This is a genomic window from Paenibacillus protaetiae (assembly GCF_004135365.1).
Taxonomy (GTDB): domain Bacteria; phylum Bacillota; class Bacilli; order Paenibacillales; family Paenibacillaceae; genus Paenibacillus_AP; species Paenibacillus_AP protaetiae.
The window spans coordinates 2,386,516-2,410,749 of sequence record NZ_CP035492.1; the positions used below are offsets into that span (position 1 = coordinate 2,386,516).

24 protein-coding genes, 1 pseudogene and 1 riboswitch are annotated in these 24,234 nt (G+C 51.1%); of the genes and pseudogenes, 5 read left to right on the plus strand and 20 right to left on the minus strand.

Annotation, left to right across the window (positions count from 1 at the left end):
• Positions 1-67: 67 nt before the first annotated feature.
• From ET464_RS11115 to ET464_RS11145, 10 genes are all read right to left on the minus strand, one after another.
• Positions 68-1,531, minus strand: coding sequence for a hypothetical protein (locus tag ET464_RS11115; RefSeq protein ID WP_129440873.1), 1,464 nt, complete (start codon positions 1,529-1,531; stop codon positions 68-70).
• A 176-nt stretch (positions 1,532-1,707) separates the two neighbouring features.
• Positions 1,708-2,472 carry a stalk domain-containing protein gene (locus ET464_RS11120; RefSeq protein ID WP_129440875.1) on the minus strand — a complete coding sequence of 255 codons (765 nt, stop codon included), beginning with the start codon at positions 2,470-2,472 and terminating at the stop codon, positions 1,708-1,710.
• A gap of 250 nt (positions 2,473-2,722) precedes the next feature.
• Entirely contained in the window at positions 2,723-2,899 is a 177-nt protein-coding gene (locus tag ET464_RS20325) for a hypothetical protein (RefSeq protein ID WP_244226504.1), read from the minus strand.
• Positions 2,896-3,450, minus strand: a complete 555-nt coding sequence (locus tag ET464_RS19830) for an ECF transporter S component (RefSeq protein ID WP_244226505.1) — start codon at positions 3,448-3,450, stop codon at positions 2,896-2,898. Before ET464_RS19830 ends, ET464_RS20325 begins: the two co-directional genes overlap by 4 nt.
• Complete coding sequence (locus tag ET464_RS11125) at positions 3,417-5,186, minus strand: ABC transporter ATP-binding protein (RefSeq protein ID WP_165279978.1); 1,770 nt, start codon at positions 5,184-5,186, stop codon at positions 3,417-3,419. Before ET464_RS11125 ends, ET464_RS19830 begins: the two co-directional genes overlap by 34 nt.
• Positions 5,159-6,052, minus strand: coding sequence for an energy-coupling factor transporter transmembrane component T (locus ET464_RS11130; protein ID WP_129440877.1), 894 nt, complete (start codon positions 6,050-6,052; stop codon positions 5,159-5,161). Before ET464_RS11130 ends, ET464_RS11125 begins: the two co-directional genes overlap by 28 nt.
• Complete coding sequence (locus ET464_RS11135) at positions 6,049-6,849, minus strand: DUF4430 domain-containing protein (protein ID WP_244226506.1); 801 nt, start codon at positions 6,847-6,849, stop codon at positions 6,049-6,051. The genes ET464_RS11130 and ET464_RS11135 overlap by 4 nt, the downstream gene beginning before the upstream one ends.
• A gap of 286 nt (positions 6,850-7,135) precedes the next feature.
• Entirely contained in the window at positions 7,136-8,923 is a 1,788-nt protein-coding gene (locus ET464_RS11140; RefSeq protein WP_165279979.1) for an S-layer homology domain-containing protein, read from the minus strand.
• A complete protein-coding gene (locus ET464_RS19835) occupies positions 8,857-9,564 on the minus strand; it encodes a hypothetical protein (RefSeq protein WP_165279980.1) in 708 nt (235 codons plus the stop codon). The genes ET464_RS11140 and ET464_RS19835 overlap by 67 nt, the downstream gene beginning before the upstream one ends.
• Before the next feature lie 98 nt (positions 9,565-9,662).
• Positions 9,663-10,829: a prenyltransferase/squalene oxidase repeat-containing protein gene (locus tag ET464_RS11145; protein ID WP_129440883.1), complete on the minus strand. Its 1,167-nt coding sequence runs from the start codon at positions 10,827-10,829 to the stop codon at positions 9,663-9,665.
• A gap of 138 nt (positions 10,830-10,967) precedes the next feature.
• Positions 10,968-11,161, minus strand: a riboswitch (cobalamin riboswitch).
• Between the two features lie 159 nt (positions 11,162-11,320).
• On the opposite strand from ET464_RS11145, the gene ET464_RS11150 reads away from it, so the two are divergent.
• From ET464_RS11150 to ET464_RS11170, 5 genes are all read left to right on the plus strand, one after another.
• Positions 11,321-12,580, plus strand: coding sequence for an ABC transporter ATP-binding protein (locus ET464_RS11150; protein ID WP_129440885.1), 1,260 nt, complete (start codon positions 11,321-11,323; stop codon positions 12,578-12,580).
• 3 nt (positions 12,581-12,583) lie between these two features.
• On the plus strand, positions 12,584-13,243 hold the full coding sequence (locus tag ET464_RS11155) for an ABC transporter permease (RefSeq protein ID WP_129440887.1): 660 nt from the start codon (positions 12,584-12,586) through the stop codon (positions 13,241-13,243).
• A complete protein-coding gene (locus ET464_RS11160; protein ID WP_208543852.1) occupies positions 13,240-14,145 on the plus strand; it encodes a glycine betaine ABC transporter substrate-binding protein in 906 nt (301 codons plus the stop codon). Before ET464_RS11155 ends, ET464_RS11160 begins: the two co-directional genes overlap by 4 nt.
• Before the next feature lie 7 nt (positions 14,146-14,152).
• Positions 14,153-14,854, plus strand: coding sequence for an ABC transporter permease (locus ET464_RS11165; RefSeq protein WP_129440889.1), 702 nt, complete (start codon positions 14,153-14,155; stop codon positions 14,852-14,854).
• 260 nt (positions 14,855-15,114) lie between these two features.
• Complete coding sequence (locus tag ET464_RS11170; protein ID WP_129440891.1) at positions 15,115-15,942, plus strand: restriction endonuclease; 828 nt, start codon at positions 15,115-15,117, stop codon at positions 15,940-15,942.
• Positions 15,943-16,165: 223 nt separating this feature from the next.
• On the opposite strand, the gene groL is transcribed toward ET464_RS11170, so the two are convergent.
• The 10 genes and pseudogenes from groL to ET464_RS11220 form a co-directional block, all read right to left on the minus strand.
• Positions 16,166-17,794, minus strand: a complete 1,629-nt coding sequence (groL, locus tag ET464_RS11175; RefSeq protein ID WP_129440893.1) for a chaperonin GroEL — start codon at positions 17,792-17,794, stop codon at positions 16,166-16,168.
• A gap of 93 nt (positions 17,795-17,887) precedes the next feature.
• Positions 17,888-18,169 (minus strand): co-chaperone GroES, encoded by a 282-nt coding sequence (gene groES / locus ET464_RS11180; RefSeq protein WP_129440895.1) that lies wholly within the window; start codon positions 18,167-18,169, stop codon positions 17,888-17,890.
• Between the two features lie 296 nt (positions 18,170-18,465).
• On the minus strand, positions 18,466-19,062 hold the full coding sequence (locus ET464_RS11185; protein WP_129440897.1) for a TetR family transcriptional regulator: 597 nt from the start codon (positions 19,060-19,062) through the stop codon (positions 18,466-18,468).
• Positions 19,063-19,114: 52 nt separating this feature from the next.
• Positions 19,115-20,290, minus strand: coding sequence for a YhgE/Pip domain-containing protein (locus ET464_RS11190; RefSeq protein ID WP_129440899.1), 1,176 nt, complete (start codon positions 20,288-20,290; stop codon positions 19,115-19,117).
• 121 nt (positions 20,291-20,411) lie between these two features.
• Complete coding sequence (gene tatC, locus ET464_RS11195) at positions 20,412-21,149, minus strand: twin-arginine translocase subunit TatC (protein WP_129444300.1); 738 nt, start codon at positions 21,147-21,149, stop codon at positions 20,412-20,414.
• 94 nt (positions 21,150-21,243) lie between these two features.
• Positions 21,244-21,486: a twin-arginine translocase TatA/TatE family subunit gene (locus tag ET464_RS11200; RefSeq protein WP_129440901.1), complete on the minus strand. Its 243-nt coding sequence runs from the start codon at positions 21,484-21,486 to the stop codon at positions 21,244-21,246.
• Positions 21,487-21,523: 37 nt separating this feature from the next.
• A pseudogene (locus tag ET464_RS11205) lies at positions 21,524-22,542 on the minus strand (molybdopterin-binding protein).
• The gene (locus ET464_RS11210) at positions 22,539-23,036 is read right to left on the minus strand and encodes a MogA/MoaB family molybdenum cofactor biosynthesis protein (protein WP_129440903.1); all 498 of its coding nucleotides are present in this window, start codon (positions 23,034-23,036) and stop codon (positions 22,539-22,541) included. Before ET464_RS11210 ends, ET464_RS11205 begins: the two are co-directional and overlap by 4 nt.
• A 27-nt stretch (positions 23,037-23,063) precedes the next feature.
• A complete protein-coding gene (gene moaC / locus ET464_RS11215; protein WP_129444301.1) occupies positions 23,064-23,546 on the minus strand; it encodes a cyclic pyranopterin monophosphate synthase MoaC in 483 nt (160 codons plus the stop codon).
• Between the two features lie 70 nt (positions 23,547-23,616).
• Entirely contained in the window at positions 23,617-24,231 is a 615-nt protein-coding gene (locus ET464_RS11220) for a 5-formyltetrahydrofolate cyclo-ligase (RefSeq protein ID WP_129440905.1), read from the minus strand.
• Positions 24,232-24,234: the final 3 nt, after the last annotated feature.

The window sequence follows — 24,234 nt, forward strand, 5'->3', positions numbered from 1 at the left end:
GCCAAGTTTCGCGCAAATCAAAAAGGAGGTTCGGCAAAAGCCGCACCTCCTATACGTTCCACTCGCTTTACTTCACTTCAAAACTTAAATGAATGGCGGGGATCCGGGATCCGGGATGATCCTGCTTGTACGTTAATTGCGGAGCCAGGTATATATCGGGAGTCGTTTTTTGTCCTCTATATATCCCGGGGTAAAGGTCAATAATATGATAGCCCGTTCCGCCTGTAGCATTAAACGTAAACTTGACCGTGCCCTGGCTGTTAAAACCGCATACATAACCTAAATAATTGTTGTCGTAGGTCACATAATAGGCGTTATCAAACTCGGTCCAGCCGACGCCTTTCACTTCCAAAGTCACTTCCGTCCCGTTCGGCCCGGAAACCGGCGTCATACTGGCGATAGACGGATCAATGCGCAAATAAACTTGGCCGTATACGTCATTGCCGACTGCAAGGTCTAGCCGGTGCGGAATTCCCCCAAGATCATCAGGCACTTTAAAGCTGTAATTCAGCTTGCCGCCCGAATCCGTTGTGACAGTGCCAAGCGTTACCTGCTTTTCTTCGAATCCTTTGCCCGAAACACGGCTGCCCACCATTGTATTCCAAACGAGGCTTATGTCTTGGCCAGCAGGCAGTCCTGCAGCGGCAAGAACGACATCTTCCCCTACAATGCCGGATTCCTTGTTCAACTTTGCCGTTACGCCCTTCTTAAACTTCGCATCCGGAAGCACAACGCCGCCGTTTGCAGCAGAAGCGGGAGCTTGCTCCACAACATTTTTCAGCTCTGGTTTTTCATTGGTAACTTCAAAGGAATAAGTGGGAACGGGCAAATATGAATTTGGCGCTTGCTGATGGTTTAAATAGGGAATCCCCAAATAACCGTGCCATACGGTAATCGAATGTTTCCCGACCGGCCCAGCCGCACGGAACGTAGCTTTTGCTGTGCCGTTAGTCGATACGGCCGAAATAAGCCCGGTTAATTTATTATCATAACTGACCTGCCAATTGCTTTCCATCGATGTCCAGCCGATTCCTTCTGCTTCGATCGTAATTTCAGTTCCGATCGGACCGGATGCCGGGGACATGGAAAAGGTGGTCTCTACAAAAAAGTTGGATTGCGCGACAAACTGGTTATTTTGACGGATGTAGACTGTGTGATCGCCGCCAAAATCAACCGGCACATGAAAGGTGCCTTCCCAGTTCCCGTTGGCATCGGTCGTCCCTTGAACAACAATGAGCTGCTTCTGTGTATATTCCGGCTGCACAAATGTATAAATGCCATCCAGCTTATAGCTGCCTTCAACATCCATCCAAACGGCTTTAACCGGCTTGCCAGGCGCAAGCCCGGAAGCTTGAAAGTGAACTTCTGAACGGACCGGACCGGCATCCTGCTCCAAAACAAGCTTCCCGGTCATTACGGGAAAGCTGCTCCCGTTCTCCGCAGCAGACAGCGAAGGTGCGGCCAAGGCATATACACCCGCCACAAAAGTAAAAATAAGCGCATATTTGATCAAGAGGTTTGGCAGTTTCATAGATTGGTTCATTCCCCGTTTCAGCTTAATAGGTCGCATGTGTCATGGATTCCGGCATACCGGAATGAAATAAATAAAAAACGGCCGGAGCGCGCTCATCCTCTATCTCGATGCACGTTCTCTCGGCCGCCGTTTATCATGCAATATGATTTACGAATCGTGATGAAAGTTCATCTTTAGTTCGCCGGTGCAGCTGTTTGGTCTGCAGCAACAATTGTAATCAACGAAGGCATAACGTTAAACGGTTTATACTCGCCTTTCAGCGTATCCGTCTCTGCCGTCACGGAATAATTCAGCGTACCGGTAGGCGTATCGCCCGTAATTTTGTAAGCGACTGTCCAAAACTTCTCTGCTCCCGGCGTTTCAGGCGGATGTTCGCCAAGCGTCATGTCCAGCACTTCACCGGTCGACAGATGCAATTGAAGTTTTGCATTTTCAGCTAATTGTCCGGTTTCAGAGTTAACAGCTTTCATGCGGAAAATGATGGTGTCTCCCACGACAAAGCGGTTTTGCACAATGCAGCCTCCGAGTTGGGATACGGTATCCCCATAGACGACCAGCTTAGCGTTATACGTAATTTCAACGCTTTTTGTTTTGTTGTTCCAGTTCACTTTGGATGCTCCTGCAGCTTGTGCCAAATCGCGGGCAAGCGCCACCGGCACGCCGTTGTTCAGCAGAACCTGAATCGTTGTGCCGTTGATTACAGCCGTTTTCTTGTCTGCACTAAGCGTGTACGATACGCCTGCCACACTGCTAAAAGCGGCGATATCCACATACGTTTGCCCGGCAGATGTTATGTAAGTACTAGATGATTGTACGGCTCTTCCGTTTACAGATACGTTAACGGATGCAGAACTGCTTGCCATTGCCACCGCAGGCACTGCCAGTGCAATAGCCCCTGCCACGATCATGGCTTTTGTCAACTTGCCGGCTTTTAACATCGTTTTTCCCCCAATGAAATAATATGGCTGTTGAAGAAAGCAATTTCCGATAATTAAGAATATTTGGTTGATTCTTCCACATCCACGAAACATTGTACCAGAAAAATTTAAAACTGAGAAGGACTAAAGTCTTATGTTTTTGATAAAATATTCCCTTGCAAAGTTTATGAAAATAAAATAAAATACCCCGCACGCCAGGCGGCATCTCTTACGCGAGACCCAGCCTCCGGCAGTGCGGGGCTATCCTTGTTTACGGTTCAATAAGCCCGTATTTCGTTTTTATTCTTTCCAGCTTCTCCAGCATCGGCCTCGCGAGCACGAGCAGAAATAGAACAGTGGAAATCGCGTGCACCATATCAAACCAGAAGCCTGAAGCATACGCCGCCCATAAAGCTTCACGGGAAAAACGGGGCGTAAACATCATCACTGAGCCGATATTAATGATGCCGCCATAAATAAAAAAGGCAGCCAGCCCCCAAACAAAGCAAGCACAAGCCTGCTGCGCGGCAGCTTGCTCTTATGGAACAGCAAGCCTGCAGCAAAACCGATAATGCCAAAGCAAAACATTTGCCAAGGCGTCCACGGCCCTTGCCCGAAAAAAAAGTTGGATACAAACCCGGCCGTCGCTCCGACCAAAAAACCGGCTTCCGCTCCCAGGCTGACCCCGGCAATCATAACAATAGCGACAACCGGCTTAAACTGCGGCAGCATGAAAAAGGCCGCCCGGCCCGCCACGGCAATAGCTGCCAGCACGGCTATCACAATCAGCTCGCGCGCCTGCGGCTTTCGTCGTTCGAATACAAGCGCAAACGGCAGTATCGTGTACAAAATAATGAGCAGGCTTATAAAATAATATTTACGGTCGTTCAGCACAAATATGCCGAGCAAAATCGTGGCCGGAATTACAATTAGAATTAATAGCGCCGCTACAAGCGTCCGGCGGTTTATACCGGCTCGTGCTGTTTGCTGCCTATGCATAACCGGATCACATCCTCTACCGTTATTCCGCCTGGCCACTTGTGCCGGCTCATCCGGTTGGCGGCCGTCGTATAAAAGCTGTTGCCGGCAAAAAATGGCTTTGCGGTATCCGTCGCGATGATGCTTCCGTCAAAAAACAAGGAGCATACATCCCCGTATTCCGCGCAAAATTCAATGTCATGCGACACCATAATGATCGTAACGCCTTTATGTTTCAGCCTGCGGAGCAGCGCTGCCAGCTTCGCTTTAAAAAACGCGTCCAGCCCCTTCGTCGGTTCATCCAGCAGTAAAATAGCCGGTTCCGTCAGCATAACTTTCGCCAGCGCCGCCCGCTGCTGCTCTCCGCCGCTTAAATCGTACGGGTGGCTGTCCAGCAGCTGCTCCAGCTCGGTAAAACGGACCATGTCCGCAACCTTCGCCGCCCGCTCTTCCTTGGACAACTTCGATTGAGACAACATTTCGAGCAAATCCTGCCTGACTGTTTTTTTCACAAATAACGTTTGCGGGTTTTGCGGCAGCAGGCTGATGATGGGCAGAGGCGAGCGCGTTCCCTTGCCTGACTTCAGCAGGTTCGTTCCCCCGGCCGTGATTTTCCCCCTGTACGGGTGAAGCAGGCTGCCTATCAATGAAAGCATAGTCGATTTGCCCGTGCCGTTGCCTCCAACGATGCAGTACAGCTCTCCTTTGCCTGCCTGGAACGACAAGCCTTTAATAATATCTGCGCCATGTTTGTCATAGCGGAACCAGACATCTTTAAACGATACAACCGTTTCCCTCCCGCTTTCCTTTGGGCGGCCCGCTGTCCCGTTCCCGGCTGCTTCACCGGCGTTAAGGGCAGCGCCGGCATACGCGCTGCCGGATAGACTGCTCTGCCGGACATCCGATTGCTCCGGCTGCCCGCCCGCTGCGGTCCGGTTCAGCCATGCCCGCCCTTCCTTGACTGTAAGCGGAAGAGCAAAGCCTTCCCCTTCGCCAGCGCCGGCATATATCCGCATCGGGGAAGGCATAGCCGCAAACATCGGATGATTCATGCGGAGCAGCTTGCCGCCCGCTTCGCGGGGCGTATCGCTGGCGATGATACGCCCTTCATCCATGACGATCAGCCGGTCGGCAAGCGGAATCGCCTCCTCCAGCCGGTGCTCCGTCATCAAGATGGTAGTCCCAAGCTCCCGGTTGATTTTCCCCAATGTTGCCAGAAAATCAGCTGCCGCGATTGGATCAAGCTGAGAGGTAGGCTCATCTAATATAAGGACCCGCGGCTGCATCGCCATAACGGACGCCAGATTCAGCAGCTGCTTTTGACCGCCTGACAGCTCGCTGACATTGTGGAGAAACCAGGTCTGAATGCCAAAAAAATGAGCCATTTCCGCTACCCGGAGGCGAATTTGCGGTGTGCCCCACCCCAGGCTCTCGAGCCCGAACGCAAGCTCATGCCAAACTTTGTCAGTGACGATGCCATTGTCCGGATTTTGCTGCACAAAGCCGATTTCCGCCGCTTGCGTGCGGAAGCCGATATCTTCGATCGGCTTCCCGGCATAAAGGATGCGGCCTTCCCGTTTGCCATGCGGAGCAAGCACGGATTTGAGCTGGCGCAGCAATGTGCTTTTGCCGCTTCCCGATCTGCCGCAAATGACGGCAAATTGTCCCTGCGGAATGGAAAGATTTATGCCGGATAGAACCGCATTCTTTTGGCCGGGATAAGTAAAGGTTACATTTTGGATTGAATAGATTTCCATTTCCGTTCCTCCGCGAGTTGAATACATACGGGCAGCAGGCAAAACACCGCATAAGCCGCGTACAGGATGATGCTGACTCCATCCGTTTCCGGCGTTTTCACCGACGGGAAAAACCGGATTCGTGTCCGTCCAGCCGCCGCGCCTGCCGCCATAACAAGCAGCAGAACGGCCATGAACAAACCGGTGATTTTATCCCGGGAATCAAACCGGAACAGTGAGAAGCTGCTTCTGCCCGGCAACCCGTACCCGCGGGATTTCATCGAATCGGCCGTTTCGATCGCATTTTCAAGCGCCCAGGTGGTCAAAATCGAGACCATGGTCAGTCCGTTACGTGCCCGCTGCAGCAGATGGCCTTGTGTCATGTCTCTGCCGATTCCGCGCTGTGCTTTCGAAATGACAGCAAGCTGGCTGCGGTACCGCGGCACAAACCGGAGCGCCATTGATAACATTAAAGATAAGGCAGGCATAAGCCGGCCAAACAAATAAACGAATTTATCCGATGTCATAACAGCGTTATAGCATGAAAACCAGATCAGCACGGTTACAAACATAAACCCTGCCGCCGCGCCGTACAATATGGATTCCAGCGTCACCGGATTGCCGCTGTGCAAATAAAACAATATCGTTACGCCGGCATGGTTAAATGCCGGATTCATCAAGGCTGTCGCAAACCATAACGGCAGCATGTAGAGCAGCAGGAAGCGGACTGCCCGCCTCCTGTTTAACAGGATGGAATAACTAGCCGCACTGCAAAACGAGATGATTTGAAGCACGGGATGCATAAACAGCATGGCAAACGCCAAGACGGCGGCAAAATAAACGAAGTTAACGGCCGGATGGAACGATGAGAAGCTGTCTCTTCTCACTGCTGACCGCCTGCCATGCTGTTATCGCCTACATCCCGGCCAAGGTCGCAAGTATACACCCACTCCACGACGTCCCCGTCCTTCAGCTTATACCGGCTGCTGCCGTAATTCGGGAACCATCCGTTTACTTTGTACATCCATCCGCTCAGCTCGCCGCAGTCAAATTCATAGATGTTGTTGATCCCTTCCACATAGTTGCTGTTGTAAATAGGAGTCATCTCGAACTCCATATGGATTTTGTTGTTTTTCATTTCCCGCAGCAGCACGTCAAATACCGATTCCCCTTCGTAAAAGGTCACCTTTTGCGCTTTATAAATGACGCCGTCCTTCGGCAGCACCTCTAGCTTATCTTTATTGAGCTGGTCCATATGGTTCAATATGGTTGCCGCCGATACGGAAAGCGTAGCCGTCAACGCCTTTTTATGGTTAATCTTCGTATCTTGCGGCTCTACCGGCTTTGGTTTGCCCTCCGGCACCGGATCGGTCAAGTACTGATACTTGCCCTCGTCCTTGTCCGGTTTGGCGGTTGAAGCGCCGCCGGAGCCGGGCTTTGCAGATCGGCTGCCCGTTCCAGGCTGGGCAGCGGCTTTATCCGGCGTGGAAGCTGCCGGCTTGCTGCCGGGCTTCAAGGCTGGCAGTGCGGAGGGCGGGCTTTCTTCGGAAGCAGCGCTAGGAGAAGCGGCAGCTGCACCAGACGGGCCAGCTTTCCCGGACTGTGTGGGCTGAGCGGACTGTCCGGACTGCTCTGCAGCAGTACCGCCGCCGCTGGCAACCGCGTTGGCTTCCCCTTGTTGCAAGCCCGGCAAGCTTTCCGCTGGCGGCGAATACGGAGACGCGGCTGGCAGATCCGCCGCTGTACCGATACCGCCCGGCTCCGCAGACGCGGCGGCATTGCCCTGAACAGCGCCGGGAGCAGCGGAATTCCCCTGCTGCTCCGTGTCCGCCGCAGCCGTTGATACCGGCTTGCCGCTGCCGCTTTGTCCCCGCTGCCGCCCCAGAAAAAGGCGGCTGCCAAAACAGCGGCAACTGCAAGGCAGACCAGCCCTATTTTAAATTCCGAACGATTAATCATGGCAAGTCTCCTTATGCAGCTTTAGGAGCTGCCGTTTGCACGACCACATCCGTCATATCATAGAGACGGTTAAGCCCGTTCAAATAACGGTCATAAGCGACAAGCGCGTACATGGCCTGATCGGTCGCCATCAGGTCTACCATGCCCGGCTCCGCGCCGCCATTGCCGCTTTGGCCCGGCTTGATGTGATAGAAACCTCCGCTGCCGGCTGCATAACTAAGCAGGACGCTGATCGCGGAATGCCCGTTTTTAATGAACCGTGCATCTTTCCCCGGATCGATACCGAGTCCGGCTAACGCTACAACCACTTGTGCGGTGCTTTCCGAATTTATGGAACCGCCGCTTGCAAATTCGCCGTTCTCGTCCTGCGCGGCAGATAACCAGGCAATTGCCAGGTCTACCGCTTGCTTCACCTTAACATCACTGTTGTAATACGGCGTAAGCGATTGGACGGCCATTGCCGTCACATCCGGATCAGGTACGGTTGCCGCACCATCCAGTGACCAGCCGCCCCCGGCAATTTCGCGGTTTAACATAAAGTCCATCAGAAGTTCTCTTGTCGTTTGGGTCTTGACGCCATTAACAACAGGAATATCATAATGACCGCTATCCAGTGCCAATAGCGCAAAAATCGGGCCGTTAATCCCTTGCTTGATTACAGTCTCAAAGTCGGCAAGCGGCGCCGACAGGTCGTAACCTGCAACGTTATGAATGTTGCCGCCCAAAGCCGTTAAAGCCAAAATGACTCTGTCATATTCCGTGTATTTGACATTGTGCAGCTTGCCGCCCTTTTCCTTCACTGTATTGACTAAATTGGCCTCATACTTGGCATAATAGCCGGCCGGTACCGGAATGCCGGAACGGCTTAATCCCAGCACGGTCCACTCGCCGCCAACGCTGGCTACAACCGGATTCGTTACGCTGTGCTGTAAAAATGCTGCGGTTTGGGCAATTTGCGCCTCCACTTGCGGCTTTGCAGGATCTGCCGCATTTTGATGGGTCAGAAGGTACTCATACGACCGCATCGCGACAACCGCCGCCATCTCTCTCGTCACCGGATCTTTTGGCGCGAAACGATCGCCATAGCCGGACATGATGCCGGCCGCCGCTGCGGTTTGAACATCTTTCCGGGCCCATTCCGAAACCAGATTCAAATCGCTCAGGCCCGTTGCTGCTTCGGCCAGCGTCAGGCCAAGCGCTCTCACAATTGTTGCGGCCATTTGTTCCCTCGTCATCAGTGCATAAGGACGGAAGTATCCTCCATCGCCCTCCACAATGCCGTTCACATAAGCCGCATTGACATAAGGGGCATACCAGCTGTTTGCCGCCACATCTTTAAACGCACTGTCGCCAGCCGTTGTCTGCTTCAATCCTGATGCTTCAACGAGCAACTTCGTAAATTCGGCGCGCGTAACCGAAGCTTTCGGGCGAAACTCGCCATTGCTGCCTTGAACAAAACCAAGCTGCGCCGCTTTGCCAATCGCAGAGTACGCCCAATCCGAAATAGAGCCGCCGTCTTTATACAACTGCTCCAGCTTCACCGGAGGTTTCGTACCGTCTTGACCGCCGGTTCCTTGATCCGCTCCGGTGCCTCCGCCATCGGGATCTTCCGTTCCCCACTGGCTGTTGTCTGCTCCTAAATCTGTACCCAAATTAGTCGTATACCGCCATTGCACCGTATCGCCGTCCTCCAGCTCATACAAAGACGCGCCAAACCCCGGATAATCGCCGTTTACGTTATACATCCAGCCGCTGCCGGTGCCATGGTCAAACTCGCCGTCACCATCAATGGATTCCACATATACGCTGTTATATTGTTCAGACCAGGAATAGTCGTAATGGATTCCCGGCCATCCAGCACTCTTTGGAAAACAGTCCATACCGTATCGCCTGGCTGAAGCTCGACTTTAACTGGCGAGACCGTGTATCCGAGCTTAATTGTCTTTTTATCGACGGAAAAAGTGACATACGCTTTGGAGTCTGGCGGTGTTGCGGAACCTCCGCCTTCTTGGTTATCTTCTTTATCGCTTGCCGTGAATGCGGCATAGTCCGTAAAATGCTTGGTTTTGATAATAAGGTCAGTGCCGTTGTCATAGGCGTATTCCGGCTTGCCGGCAGCCTCCCCTTCGGAGTCATTCGCATATTTCTGAATAAGATGCGGAATGCCTTGTTCCAAATAAGCCGCTTGCTTGCCGGCCATGCCTGCCAGCGTTAACGTGACGTACCGGTCGAATTCGGCGCGGTCATTGCCGCCCATCGCAAATGCTGCTGCAACGCTATCCAGCTGTTTGCTGCTGCCTAGCAGCGATTGAAGCGTTGTTTTCAAGCTGGCATCGGCCGCATCTAGCGATGTTATTAGCTGCAAATCCAATCCGCTGCCGCTTGTCAGCTGCGTTCCTTGGGCAATAACAGCGGTAACGCCGCCTTTATGGGCTTCCAATTGCGGCAGTGCCGACAGTTCCGGCAGCGTTACGCGAACCGCACCCGTGCTCTCTTCCGGAATGGTGATCTGATACGTTTGATTGGAGTCCGATGCGTTTACCGTAAAGCTGTAATTCTCGTTGGCAGCCGGTTCGATAACAACCGGGCCGTCATTGCCCGGCTGTTCTGGCTGCTCCGGAGTGGCTCCCCTTCAAGCTCAACATCCGTCATGTCGTACAAATTCGTGCCGCCGTTCAAGAAACGGTCATATGCGACCAGCGCATAAGTGCCTTGGTCCGTCGCCATGCCATTTACACCGCCGGTTGCGGTATGTTTGAAACCGCCGGCAGGAACGGCATAAATGAGCATTCCATCTACTGCTGATTTGCCGTTTTTCATAAATCGCGGATCCGTTCCGGGATCAATGCCAAGCGAAGCAAGCGCTAATACAACCTGCGCCGTACTTTCGCAGTTGCTTAAATAATCGCCGGCTGCGCTTTGATTGTCCGATAACCAGACCAAAGCACGGTCAACGGCTTCTTTTACATCCGTACGGGTTGTATAGTATGGCGCCAAGCTTTGAATCGTCATAGCCGTCATATCAACGTCCGGCTTGCTTCCGAATAACGTCCAGCCTGCCGCGTTGGCAGTTGTGCGGTTGTACTCCAATATTTTGTCTATTAATTTGTCGCGGGTCGTTTGATTAACCCCATCCGCTTGCGGGATATCGTAGTTGTGCGAGTCCAAAGCAATCAGGGCAAATACCGGGCCGTTTAGCCCTTGTTTAAGCACATAATCAAAATCAGCAAGCGCGGTCAGCAAATTGAACCCTGCTACATCGGCCACATCTTTGCCGATTGACGTAAGTCCCAATATAGCGCGGGAATGCTCTGTGCTTTTTGTGGAATGAAGCTTCCCGTTGTAAGTCGCCATCAGCTGCGTAACGGCTTGCTCCACATTGGCGTAATAACTATCGTAATAATTAGCGGGTACCTCGTACCCCGCCCTTGCCAGCGATAAAATCGTCCATTCTCCGCTGCCGGTTCCAAATACAGGGTTGGCGACCGTCTTCACCATGTAAGCCAAACTGCTTTGCAGCTGCTGGCGAGCCTGCTCCACAACCGGATTCTGCTCCAGCTCTGTCCGGCTGCCGGCAGAAGACTGCCCGCTTAAAATTTGCGTGCCGTCCGCTTCGTCCGCAAATGCCGTATGTATGTTCGTTGAGCCAATCGAAATAAACAGGCTGACCATTATCAGCCAAATGAATCCTTTATTTAATTTCATTCCTTCTTCCCCTTGTCTTTAATTTGAAATAAACCTCTCCGCAACAAAAAAACTTCTTAACCCGAAAGTTAAGAAGTTTAATAAGCGCATCGCAAATAAGCATGCACGAACAAACACCCTCCTATCCATCGTAGAATTTGCGGTGTAACGAATCAGGCAGGTATTCTGGCTCAAGCGTCATCGCTTCCGCGTCCTTCCCGGTTTCCCAGTGGTTTATCGCAGCAGCTCTTCTTATACAGCGGCGGGACCGCGCGAGATTTTCACTCGCTTCCCTTTTAACCGGCCTGCAATTGGCAGCAATTGCTTCCGGCACCTGACCGTTGCTATTCAGTTTGTAAACCATCTTATCTAATCCTATAACATTTGTCATGTATAAATGATCATTTTTGCCCGAATAAAGAAATGTTTTTTCCTGTTTTTGTTTCAAAAACAGCCCGGAAGCTTATATTAACTTTAATAAGCAACCAACAAGAGCGGAGGAAACGAGATTAATGATCGAAATCCAGAACGTCAATAAAATTTATCCCGATGGATATCATGCGCTTAAAAATATTAATCTCACCTTTCACAAAGGTGAAGTTACCGTCCTGATCGGCCCAAGCGGCTGCGGCAAATCCACAACGATGAAGCTGATCAACCGGCTTATCCTGCCCTCGAACGGCAAAATTCTTATTAATGGAGACGATATTTCCACAATCGATCCGGTCAAGCTGCGGCGTAATATCGGCTATGTCATCCAAAGCATCGGCTTGTTCCCGCATATGACTATCGGCCGCAATGTCGGAGTCGTTCCCCATTTGAAAAAATGGGATAAACAGCGCATCGACAAACGTGTCGAAGAGCTGATGGACATGGTGGGCTTGTCCGCCAGCCAATATAAAAACCGTTATCCGTCCGAGCTGAGCGGCGGCCAGCAGCAGCGGATCGGCGTCATCCGCGCGATGGCGGCCGATCCGGAAATTATATTAATGGACGAGCCGTTCAGCGCGCTGGACCCGATCAGCCGGGAGCAGCTGCAGGACGATATCGTCCGCTTGCAGCAGGAGCTGCACAAAACGATTGTATTTGTTACCCATGATATGGATGAAGCGCTCAAAATCGCCGACCGCATCGTCATCATGCAGGCGGGAGTTGTCGTGCAAAGCGACAAGCCGGAGCGCATATTGCGCCGTCCGGCCAATGATTTTGTCCGTTCCTTTATCGGGCAGCAGCGGCTGGAGCAGGAACATGCAGCCGAGACATCTTCATACGATATTCCGCTCGTCGACGACGTCATGATCCGCCAGCCGGTCACCATCTATCCAAACCGCGGCTTGGCGGAAGCAATTACCATTATGGAGCGGCGGCGCGTCGACTCGTTGTTTATAACCGACCGGAATCGAAAGCTTCAGGGCATTGTGTCCATCTTCAACGTGCTTGAACATTACGGCAACGAAGATATGACCGTCGCCGACGTTATGAAGCCCATTGCATACAGCTTGCCCTCCGGTACGCCACTGCCGAATGCTGTCGAGATGCTAAGTCTTCATCAGCTGTCCAATTTGGCTATCGTCGACGGCACGAACCGCCTTGTAGGCCTCATTACAAGAGGCAGCGTCGTCCGGCATCTCGCAGAAGTGCTGCCGGTACTTCCGCCCGAACCGGAAGATTCGAACGAAGAATCGGCAAAAGAGTCCGGAACTCCGGATGAGACGCAAAATTCGTCCGCTGGCGATGCTGCAGCAGCTGACTCCTCCGGCAAGGAGGTGTAGGCGATGACTGACATTGGCGCTTTCATTCAGGAGCGGTGGCCCGACATTGTGACGGCTCTTCGCGAGCACCTTATCATTTCGTTTACGGCTGTCGTATTCGGCAGCATCGTCGCCATTCCGCTTGGTATTGTATTGGTGTATACCAAGCTGGGCTGGCTTCGTTCGGCTGTATTTTTTATCGCCAACATTTTGCAGACGGTCCCGAGCCTGGCATTGTTGGCTGTGCTAATTCCGCTGCTGGGCATTGGCGTAAAGCCGGCCATCCTGGCGCTGCTGCTGTATTCCATTATGCCGATTCTGCGCAACACGTACGACGGGTTTAAAGCCGTTGATCCGCATGTGCTGGAATCGGCAAGAGGAATGGGCTACAGCACGATGCAGCGCATTTGGACCATTCAGCTGCCGTTATCGCTGCCGTACATGATGTCGGGCATTCGCATTACGACCGTCTATATTATTAGCTGGGCCACGCTTGCGACACTGATTGGCGCAGGAGGCCTCGGCCAGCTGATTGTGTCGGGAATGGGCGTCAACAAACCGGAGCTGGTTTTTGCAGGCGCGATTGGTGCGGTTGTGCTTGCTTTTATCGCGGATTTTCTGCTCGGGCTGCTGGAACGGTGGCTGTCCGGACGATTCGGCCGCACAGGGGGTGCCGCTGCGTGACCCGGCATTTTAAACTTAAACCGGCTATAGCCGGTCTGCTGATTGCCGTTATTCTGCCGGCCGCCAGCGGCTGCGGCATTCGCAGCGACATTGTTATCGGCGCCCAGACGTTTACGGAAACGAAAATTTTAGCGGAAATGTACAAAGCGCTTATTGAGGACCGGACGGACGCAACTGCAGAAGTCATTCCCGATCTCGCATCCAGTCCGCTTGTTTTATCCGCAATGAAAAAAGGCGACATCGACATTGCGACGTTATACAGCGGCGAAATATTCAACAACCATTTTCCAATCGAAGAAACCAAAGACCGGGCACGCGTGCTGGAGCAGGCGCAGCAGGGGTTCCTTAAATTTTACAACCTGAAATGGTTTGACCCGCTGGGCTTTGAAAATACGTATGCCTTCACCGTCCGAAAGGATGTAGCGGAGCAAAAAGGCTATACGAAAATTTCCGATGTGAAGCCCGATGCAGGTTCAATGCGCCTCGGTGTCGACACAACTTGGCTGGAGCGGCCCAGCGACGGCTACCCGGCCTTCTCCAAACATTACGGCATTACGTTCGGCACCATTTACCCGATGGAGCTTGCGCTTGTCTATCAAGCCGTTGCCAACCGGCAAGTGGATATCGTACTCGCTTATTCCACCGATTCGCGGCTGAAGGCATACGATTTGAAAACATTGGAGGACGACAAGCAGTTTTTCCCTCCGTATGATGCTTCAACCGTTATGCGCGGCGATATCGCCAAGAAATACCCGGAAGCGGAAGCAGCCCTCACCAAGCTGATCGGAACGCTGGATGTCGAGACGATGGTCGATTTAAACTACCAGGTCGATATTGAGAAAAAAAGCGAGCGGGAAGTAGCCGTCAGCTATTTGAAGCAGGTTGGATTATTAAAGGAGTGACATGGCGATGGCAGGACCACATTTGACGATCGGGGATTTTTTCAGCTACGTATCACGCAATCGGGCGATGTTATGGGAATATTTGTTCCAGCACATCATGATGGTGCTGCTTGGCGTCGGTCTGGCCATCATCATTGGCGTGCCGCTTGGGATATGGTGCAGCCGAAGTAAAGGAGCAGCCAAAATCATTATGGCCATTACCAACGTGCTGCAGGTTATCCCTAGTCTCGCCATGCTTGTGCTGCTTATGATGTGGCTTGGCCTCGGTATGATGACGGTCACGTTCGGGCTGTTCCTCTACTCGCTGAATCCGGTTGTGCGGAACACGTACGTCGGACTGACGCAGGTGAATTCCAGCTACGTGGAAGCCGGAAGAGGCGTTGGAATGAGCCGCATGCAAATGCTGCTGCAGGTGCGCTTGCCGCTGTCGCTGCCTTACATTCTATCGGGCATCCGCATCGCTGCAGTCATTGCCGTCGGCGTGGCAGCCATTGCCCCGCTTATTGGCGGCTCAGGCTTAGGCCGCGAAATCTACGCCGGCATTAACAATCAGAATCCGCTTCGGATTTACGCAGGAGCAATCCCGGCCGCTGTGCTGGCCATTGCCGCGGATATTGTGCTTGGCGCACTGCAGCGAAAGGTGAACATGGAACGGCGCAAGTCGCGCAAAAGCGATGCCGTCCCGCCTGTGCCAAAAACGCAAGGCTAGACAAAACAAGGCGGCACTAAGCTGTGCCGCCTTTCATTGAACAAAATCACGTACAAAAGAGCCTAGGGCTCCTATATAAAAGGGACTTTGGCTCTTTGCTCCTGTCTGTTTTGAAATATGGAATATCAATGTGATGGATGATCCCCGATTCAAGAGTTCCAATTTGAACCCCGTAACTTCTTATCTAAATCTATGAATCTTTTAAATACGATATTCCTACGGCAAAGAGCTCCTTCCACAATTAGGATGAAGTAGATATAATGACCTATATACAATTCAAAATACCTAACAGAATCGAGGTCAAGACTTTGGCAAGGAGACGTAAAAAAGATCCTACATTCGTAGACATTGCATTGCAGCTTACACTTGGTTGCGCCTTTTTACTTGCATTCAACATCATCTTTAGCAAGTACGGAGCAACAATTGGAGGGGCATGGTTAAATCCACTTCTTATTTTCATCATTATCGTGCTTTCGACAAGTATTGGCTTACGCATCTACTATGTCCAGGAAAAGCTTAAGAAGGCAAATATCCAAGAGATTGATAAGATGAGTGGAACGATGTTTGAGCGTTACTTAGAGCAGTTCTTTAAACGTCGGGGTTGGCAGGTAAAACGTACTGGTGGCAAGGGAGACTACGGTGCTGACCTCATAATAACTTCAGGAGCAAGAAAGGTTGTCATACAAGCTAAACGTTGGAAAAAAAACGTGGGTTATGAAGCAATTCAGCAAGCCTACACAAGCAAGGATGTATATGGCTGCCAAGAAGCATGGGTAATTACCAACAGCGGCTTTACAGAACAAGCTAGGGATGGCGCAAGGCGTCTTGGCGTAAAGTTATGGGATAGAGGAGTTTTAATCGAGCAGATGGCAAATGTTAATGCAGCACAGACGATAAAGGTTAGCGATCTTGAACCTGTTAATGAGATAGCTGCTTCGACTGTTACTTCTGACTATAGACAGGATGGTGATCTGTTTGTTTGCGCTAGATGCGGAAAGCCGGTTGCAAATAAAGTTAAAGAATACTGCTTAGCGAATCCCAAACGTTTCAATGGACGAATTTACTGCTATGATCATCAACGGCACTAATCCTGGTTTTCTTTTGACTTGTTATCACCAAAACCTGATTGCAAGTCACGGAGTCTATGTCGAATAATTTATCTTCATCTAGATATTGAAACCGCAACATAAAAAGACTACCTCCTCGAAATTAGGAAGTAGTCTTTTCTTGGTTGCATGACCAGTGCTCAATGAACCGAGCAGGGGCGGGAAAGCAGCTTGCGCTACTTTCCCAACATAAGGCTTATCAGCCTTACATCATGCCGCCCATACCGCCCATGCCGCCCATGTCTGGAGCAGCAGCGCCTTTAGGCTCTGGCTTGTCGGCAACAACCGCTTCGGTTGTCAGGAACATCGCTGCAACGGAAGCTGCGTTTTGCAATGCGGAACGCGTTACTTTCGCAGGGTCAACGATACCCGCTTCGAACATGTTCACCCATTCGCCGGTTGCTGCATTGTAGCCTACGCCGATTTTTTCGTTTTTCAGACGTTCAACGATGACAGAACCTTCTTGGCCTGCGTTCGCTGCGATCGTGCGGATTGGCTCTTCGAGGGAGCGAAGCACGATGTTAACGCCTGTTTGCTCGTCGCCTGCTGCTTGAACAGCCGCAACCGCTTTGTATACGTTCACGAGTGCCGTACCGCCGCCGGATACGATGCCTTCTTCCACTGCTGCGCGAGTGGAGTTCAGGGCATCTTCGATACGGAGCTTGCGCTCTTTCAGTTCAGTTTCCGTAGCTGCGCCAACTTTGATAACCGCTACGCCGCCAGCCAGTTTAGCCAGACGTTCTTGCAGTTTTTCGCGGTCGAAGTCGGAAGTGGTTTCTTCCAGTTGCGCGCGGATTTGGTTGACACGAGCCGTGATGTCGGCTTTGTCGCCAGCACCGTCAACGATGATCGTGTTTTCTTTCGTTACACGAACTTGGCGAGCGGAACCAAGCTGTTCCACAGTCGTCGATTTCAGGTCAAGACCAAGCTCTTCCGTAATCACTTGAGCGCCAGTCAATGCCGCGATATCTTGCAGCATCGCTTTGCGGCGGTCGCCGAAGCCAGGAGCTTTAACGCCTACGGACGTAAACGTACCGCGCAGACGGTTCATGATCAGGGTTGCTTGTGCTTCGCCTTCGATATCTTCAGCGATGATCAGCAGTTGTTTGCCGGATTGAACCACTTTTTCCAGAACAGGAAGGATCTCTTGGATGTTGGAGATCTTTTTGTCTGTGATCAGGATAAGCGGGTTGTCCAGAACAGCTTCCATTTTATCCGTATCCGTAATCATGTACGGGGAGATGTAACCGCGGTCGAACTGCATGCCTTCAACCACTTCAAGCTCCGTCAGGAAGCCTTTCGATTCTTCAACCGTAATAACGCCGTCGTTGCCGACTTTTTCCATCGCTTCTGCGATCAGTTGACCAACTTCTTCGTCAGCTGCAGAGATCGAAGCAACTTGTGCGATCGATTGTTTGCCTTCGATTGGTTTGGAGATGTTTTTCAGCTCGTCAACAGCCGCTTTAACCGCTTTGTCGATCCCTTTGCGGATAACCATAGGGTTAGCGCCAGCCGTTACGTTTTTCAAGCCTTCGCGAATCATCGCTTGAGCAAGAACCGTAGCTGTCGTTGTGCCGTCACCGGCTACGTCGTTTGTTTTCGTTGCTACTTCTTTAACGAGTTGAGCGCCCATGTTTTCAAAAGCGTCTTCAAGTTCGATTTCCTTGGCGATGGATACGCCGTCATTCGTGATCAGCGGGCTGCCGAATTTTTTCTCCAGCACCACGTTGCGTCCTTTTGGTCCAAGTGTTACTTTTACCGCGTTAGCAAGCGCATCAACACCACGCAGCATCGAGCGGCGTGCGTCTTCACTAAATTTAATTTCTTTTGCCATTGCCAGTTACCTCCTCGAAAATATAGGGTTGATTAAGCATCGTCTGCTTAAAGTAATCGTGTTCGAAATAGCCCTCTATGTGTAAGGGGCGGCTTATCCAAAGATCGCGTGAATGTCGCTTTCCTTCATAATCAAATATTCTTTGCCGTCATATTTGATTTCTGTGCCCGCATATTTGGAGAACAAAACGCGGTCTCCTTCTTTCACTTCAAGCGCTACACGGACGCCGTCTTTTACTGCGCCGCTGCCTACTGCCACCACTTTGCCTTCTTGCGGCTTTTCTTTAGCCGTATCCGGCAGCACGATGCCGCTTGCAGTTGTTTCTTCTTTTGCGATCGGTTCGATCAATACGCGTTCACCCAAAGGTCTGATCATTGAAAATAGCCTCCTTTTAAAAATGTAACCTTTTTGTTTTTATTAGCACTCATAAGCATGTAGTGCTAACAACCATTTTTATCATACTTTTTTTTGAATCCAATTTCAAGTGCCCAAGAGCGCTTTTATTACGATTTTTACATGATCTTATCAAGTTTTTGAACCTGCGGAATGCATCTCCCCATTTACTATTCACCATTCCCGGTTTCCTAATCCTTCCTTTTGCCACAAAAAAAGAACCATCCGTTTCGCCGTGAAACGGATGGTTCCTTGCTTTAAGCTCATTTGGTCGCAGCTTACTGCTGCGCAGCGTTCATGCCAAGCCCGTTTAATATAAACTCGGTCATATTAGCGATTTTCTCTTCGATGGTTTCCTCTTCCCGCTTCAGCACCACATCCCAATAATGGTCTTCCCGTGCGAACAGCAGCACGCCCATAATGGACATAAAAGCGGAATCGAGCGAGCGGAAACGGAAACGCCCTTCTCGTTTGCCGGCTTCCAGCCATCCCCGCAGCCGAAACCACATCGGCGACATATGCTGCCGGATTTTATCGGTTCGAGGCGTTTCGAAAGAAACTTCCCGCTGAATAATTAACGAAATTTCCGGGTCGCTATGCCGGAACGAGCTTACTTCCCGGATAAAAAGCTTTACGCCTTCAACCGCATCCATAGCAGGGTCGATCTGATTAATCAGCTCATTCGGAAAAAACTGCTCAAAGATTTGACCAAACAAATTTTCTTTGCCGCCAAAGTAATATGAAATAAGAGCGATATTGGCATTCGCTTCCTCGCAAATTTGCCTGACGGTAGTTCCATCATATCCTTGCTTGGCAAACAGCCTTTTCGCTGTCAGCAAAATACGCAGCTTCACATCACCGTCAGAAGAAGACATTGGAGTTACCACCTTTACATCTTATTTGTTCAATGGCCGGCTGCTCGCTTTACTAAGCTTGTTGTGTGCTTTCCAGCTGGGCATGCTGCGGCGCGCCTTTAGGCGCGGTTTGTTTTTTAAGCGCAATGGCAGCCACGGTAACAGCCACGGCTACCGCCATAATTACAGCTAATGCGCCGGCTTCCCCGCCAATGCTGGAACCGCCGAACAATACATTCATAATTCCTTCTACCGCATAAGTGGCCGGGAGCAATGTGCCCAGATCGCTATAGAAACCGGATAACAGCTCGCGCGGCACAATAGCGCCAGAACTTACCAGCTGAGCCGACAAAAGCATAATGTTGAACAACATGCCCGGCATGCCAATAAGGGACAAAAACATTTGAGAGACAAACATAAATACAAGCAGGAACAGCCCTTGGAACATCCACATTTGGAAAAACTGGCTGTGGTCGATTTGTCCTCCGAGTATTGTAACAAATGATACGCCTACAAGCGACACTACAACTGCAGAAACAATGTTCAGCACCGCTTTCACGCCAAAAATTTGCCAGCGTCCGGCTTGTGCCCGCACCATCATTGTAGATTGCTCCAGGTTCATCCCCATGATCATTGCGCCTACAAAAGATGCAAGCACCATCATCATCGGCACCATCTGATTATTCATACCTTGCACGACATTCATCGAATGGAGTTCCGATGTCACCCGCTCCGACAAAGCATTTCCGGCAGAAGCCGCTTGATCGGTATTTTGGATCGTGCTGCTCAAAGCGGATTGGACTCCCACTGCTACCGCCTGCTTATTCACTTCGGCTGTAATTTGATCGGCAACGCCTGTCATAATCGATTTGATCATAGCCGGATTGGATTCGTTAACCCAATATTGAATAGCTGCCTTGCCGTCTGCAGCGGAAGCCTGCTGTGTAAACCCTTCAGGCAAATAAACGATCATTTGCAGATCGCGGTTGTTCAGTTCCGACTTCGCTTGTTCCAGATCGGTCAGGCCCACCATTTTAAACGGAAGTTCCTTCACCAGCTTATCGGCAATTTGAGTGCCAAACTGCTTATCTTCATTAACGACTGCAATATGCAGCTGTTTGGCACGGTCGGTTACACCGTCGTAAGCCGTCATCCAAATAACCGAAAAAATAATTTGGAACATTAAAGCGGTTATTATGCCTACCATCGTTGTTGGCTTTGACATAAATGCCTTTACCACTTGTTTCATGCTTCTCACCACTCCTATTTTTAAACATCTATTTAAAACATCTGTTTATTATAATAACATCATTCTTTTTATTGTCAATCAAAAAGAAAAAAGACCTGTCCGGGGGTCCGGGACAAGTCCTTTATGTCGCGTATTCATTTTCCCATTGCTGGTCTGCAGCCACTTGCTTTCGATAAATCATGCGGGACATAAATACACTTAGCTCGTAAAGCAGAATAAGCGGGATCGCTACCAGCGAGTCGGAAATAAAATCCGGCGGTGTAACGATAACCCCTATTGCGATTAGAATGAAATAAGCAAGCCGCCGCATTTTCCGAAGCCGAAGCGGATTTAGTACCCGAATGGCGGTGAGAAACATAATCGCTAACGGAAGCTCAAACAGCAGTGCAATCGGTATAACAATGCTGAACATAAAGGAGAAATATTGGGTAATGCCATACGTCTCCTCCAGTTGGAGCTGTGAGGACACATGCCTTGTAAAATTAAACGCAAGCGGAAATACAACCAAATAAGAAAACGACAAGCCGATCAGAAACATAATTAACGCAAAGGGAATATACTTCAATGTCGCACGCTGCTCATGCTTGCGGAGCGCAGGCTTCACAAACGCCCACAGCTGGTACGCCGCGAATGGAATCGTAGGAATAAGCCCGATTACAATCGCAAATTTCATATAGATGCCGATGCCGTCCCATAACGAAAACGCATGCAGCGTCATCGTATTGGCCGGTTCTCGGGTCGTTAAGTAATGATAAGCAGGATCTGCTGCAAAAAGGCCGCCGATAAGCGCAAGCAGCAAAACGATCAGCACATAAACAATACGTTTGCGAAGCTCGCCAAGATGCTCCATAAGCGGCATCAAGCTATCTTGCCCGTCAGCGGAGCCGCTGCCGGCAGCTGCATTATCCTCGGACGCCACGAATGCTCACTCCTTTATACCCTTTAAGCTATTGTTAGTCCGGGAGCCTCTTCGTATCCGTATTGGCCGTCTCAGCCGCAGCTTCCTTGACTTCTACACGCTGCGGATTGTTCTCTTTCGGGCTTGAATCATCCATCAAGTCTTTTGCGCCCGCTTTAAATTCTCTTAATGTCCGGCCGAAAGCTCGGCCAAGCTCCGGCAGCTTGTTAGGACCAAATAATAACAGCGCAACTAGTACCAGCAGAATAAAACCCGTTGCTCCAATCCCATTAAACATCGTTAGTTCCTCCTTTAGATGAGTGGACCTGTTTCAATTAGGCCCGTCCTTGCAATCCGCCATATCCCATGTGAATGATTTCCTCCCGCTCGATTCTGTTGCCAGCCAGTATTTGCGGCAGCAGCACATCAAACGAGGTGTAAGGATCATGCATGACACAGCCGGGCAAACCCATAATCGGAATACCGTTCAAATAGCCTACAAGCAGCATGGAACCGGGAAGCATTGGCGTTCCGTAACTAATGATGTCAGCGCCAGCTGCCTTAATCGCTCCAGGCGTACGGTCATCGGGGTCAACGGACATCCCCCAGTCACTAGTATCATATCATAACCTTTATCAGCCAAATAGTGGATTTCATTGACAATTGTTTGTCGATCATCCGGAGCAAAACGCTGCTCGGCGATCGTTGAGCCAAACGCTTCTACTTTGCTGCGGACCGCTGGTCCGAACTTATCCTGGATACGACCGCTGAATACTTCGCTGCCGGTCGTCAGGAGCCCGATTTGCATCGGTCGAAACGGCTTCACGCGAACCGGCGCTTGTCCATGGTTGGCGTTTCGGTAAGACAGCGCCAGCTGCTCAACCGCTTCGATTTTCGTTTTGGCGACAAACAATGGAATAACGCGGGTAGCCGCAAGTGCTTTATCCGCTTGTACCACCGTATTCGAACGAACGGTCGCCAGCGCAATTTCGCCCAGCGCATTTACAGCATGCACGAAATCGGCGTCAACCTGCGCCAGCCCAAGCTCTATCGCTTTTACCGTTACCTTCCCTTCATGCGGCTCCGTAAGTTTGGTGCCTTGCCCATACAGCGCATACGCCATGCGCTGCGCAGCATCGTCTTCATGCAGGTCGCCGTCGCCCAGCTCCATCACATAAATATGTTCCTTGCCGATATCAAGCAAGCTTGGGATATCTTCTTGTTCAATCTTATGCCCTTTTTTAAACAACCTGCCTTTAAATTCACCGGGAATAATCCGGGTCAAATCATGGGCAAGCCTGAGGCCAACCGCTTCATGTACCGGCACTTCCTTCAAAACGGTTGTTTGGCTCATACTGTATGATCCCCTGCCTGTCCCGTCAAAATTTCCAGCGCATGCGGCAGCTGATCCATGACAGCCATCAAGCTTTCATGCACGCCTTTAGGACTGCCCGGCAAATTGAGAATAAGGCATCTTCCCTTCGTCCCGCAGACGCCTCTGGACAACATCGCTCTGCGCGTTTTATGCATGGCGCCGGCACGCATAGCCTCCGACAATCCCGGAACGACGCGGTCAACCACCTTCAGCGTCGCCTCCGGCGTCACATCGCGTAACGATAATCCGGTGCCGCCGGTCGTAAGCAGCAGATCCGCGCGGTAATATTCAATCATTTCAATCATGGCAGCAATAATTTCGTCCTGCTCGTCCGGCACGACCCGGTAATCTACAATTTCGCCGCCTAGTTCTTCTTCAATCAGCTCGCGTATCACTTGCGCGCTTGTATCTTCTCTTTCGCCGCGAGAAGCTTTATCGCTTGCCGTCAATATTGCTACCTTCCACTGTTGCATCTCCCGTTCCTCCCGTCCCCTACCTGTTTATAGGTTTGTTGACAAACGGTAATCGCCGCTTTTTCCACCCGTTTTGGATACAAGCTGCGTCGGGCCAATTACCATATCTTTTTGAATCGCCTTGCACATGTCATAAACGGTTAACGCAGCGGCGGAAACCGCCGTTAATGCTTCCATCTCAACACCCGTCTTGCCGGTTGTCTTTACTGTTGCGGTAATATAAAGCGCATCGCTGCCATTGTCCGAAAACCGGACATCCACTCCCGTCAAAGGAAGCGGATGGCACATTGGAATCCAGTCCGACGTTTTTTTGGCTGCCATAATGGCCGCAACCTGCGCGACCGCAAGCACATCCCCTTTTCCTACAGTGCCCGCTTTAATCCGGTCCAGCGTATCCGGATGCATGGTTACCGCTGTAGAGGCCGATGCCGTACGGGCGGTAACCTGCTTATCGCTTACATCAACCATTCGTGCTCTGCCCTGATCGTTAAAATGCGTAAGCTGATCCATCCATTCCACCTCCTTCATCATCCGCAGCCTGCAGTTGTTCATTATGCCGGATCCCACTATGGCGATGCCGTTAGTTTCTGTCATGTTTCGCTGTAAACAGCTTTATTCCTTCTTCCGTAGCAACGCCGCCGATTCGCTTGTCATGCGCCTCCATCGGAAGTGCTTCTTGCGACAGCTGCAGCTGATAACCTAATCCTATCCAACATGTACTTCCGCGCGGAGAGCTTAAATCAGTCCGCACGGCCAGCCTATCGTAATAACCGCCGCCGTAGCCTAATCGGCCGCCATCCCGGTCAAAAGCCAGTCCCGGTACAAAAATTACATCCGGCCACTCCCGGACCGCCTTATTTGTATCCGGAGACGGCTCCATAATGCCGTAAGCACCGAGCTCAAGCCCGTCCCAGCCGGTCAATTCATACAGTTCCATCGAGCGGTCTTCCGGGTTGGATCTGGGAACAATCACTTGAACTTTCGTCTCCCAGCACCATTGTATTAACGGCTTGGTATCCAGCTCCGTCCGAAATGGAACATACGCCATCACACTGGAAGCCCCAACGCTTTGCAGCCATACCGCGGCTTGCCGGCAAGCCGCTTCGGAACGCAGCGTGCGTTCATATGCAGACAAAGCATTCCGCTTCTCGGTAAACCGCTTTCGAAGCTCATTTTTTATTATCGTGTTATCCATTCC

Coding starts and splice junctions, on each gene's coding strand:
- ET464_RS11145 (WP_129440883.1), bottom strand. CDS start 10,829: ATGAAATTAAATAAAGGATTCATTTGGCTGATAATGGTCAGCCTGTTT.
- ET464_RS11155 (WP_129440887.1), top strand. CDS start 12,584: ATGACTGACATTGGCGCTTTCATTCAGGAGCGGTGGCCCGACATTGTG.
- ET464_RS11120 (WP_129440875.1), bottom strand. CDS start 2,472: ATGTTAAAAGCCGGCAAGTTGACAAAAGCCATGATCGTGGCAGGGGCT.
- ET464_RS11165 (WP_129440889.1), top strand. CDS start 14,153: ATGGCAGGACCACATTTGACGATCGGGGATTTTTTCAGCTACGTATCA.
- ET464_RS19830 (WP_244226505.1), bottom strand. CDS start 3,450: ATGCATAGGCAGCAAACAGCACGAGCCGGTATAAACCGCCGGACGCTT.
- tatC (WP_129444300.1), bottom strand. CDS start 21,149: ATGCCGCTTATGGAGCATCTTGGCGAGCTTCGCAAACGTATTGTTTAT.
- ET464_RS11115 (WP_129440873.1), bottom strand. CDS start 1,531: ATGAAACTGCCAAACCTCTTGATCAAATATGCGCTTATTTTTACTTTT.
- ET464_RS11210 (WP_129440903.1), bottom strand. CDS start 23,036: ATGCAACAGTGGAAGGTAGCAATATTGACGGCAAGCGATAAAGCTTCT.
- ET464_RS11185 (WP_129440897.1), bottom strand. CDS start 19,062: ATGTCTTCTTCTGACGGTGATGTGAAGCTGCGTATTTTGCTGACAGCG.
- groES (WP_129440895.1), bottom strand. CDS start 18,169: ATGATCAGACCTTTGGGTGAACGCGTATTGATCGAACCGATCGCAAAA.
- ET464_RS11220 (WP_129440905.1), bottom strand. CDS start 24,231: ATGGATAACACGATAATAAAAAATGAGCTTCGAAAGCGGTTTACCGAG.
- ET464_RS11200 (WP_129440901.1), bottom strand. CDS start 21,486: ATGTTTAATGGGATTGGAGCAACGGGTTTTATTCTGCTGGTACTAGTT.
- moaC (WP_129444301.1), bottom strand. CDS start 23,546: ATGGATCAGCTTACGCATTTTAACGATCAGGGCAGAGCACGAATGGTT.
- ET464_RS11190 (WP_129440899.1), bottom strand. CDS start 20,290: ATGAAACAAGTGGTAAAGGCATTTATGTCAAAGCCAACAACGATGGTA.
- groL (WP_129440893.1), bottom strand. CDS start 17,794: ATGGCAAAAGAAATTAAATTTAGTGAAGACGCACGCCGCTCGATGCTG.
- ET464_RS11125 (WP_165279978.1), bottom strand. CDS start 5,186: ATGGAAATCTATTCAATCCAAAATGTAACCTTTACTTATCCCGGCCAA.
- ET464_RS11150 (WP_129440885.1), top strand. CDS start 11,321: ATGATCGAAATCCAGAACGTCAATAAAATTTATCCCGATGGATATCAT.
- ET464_RS11170 (WP_129440891.1), top strand. CDS start 15,115: ATGACCTATATACAATTCAAAATACCTAACAGAATCGAGGTCAAGACT.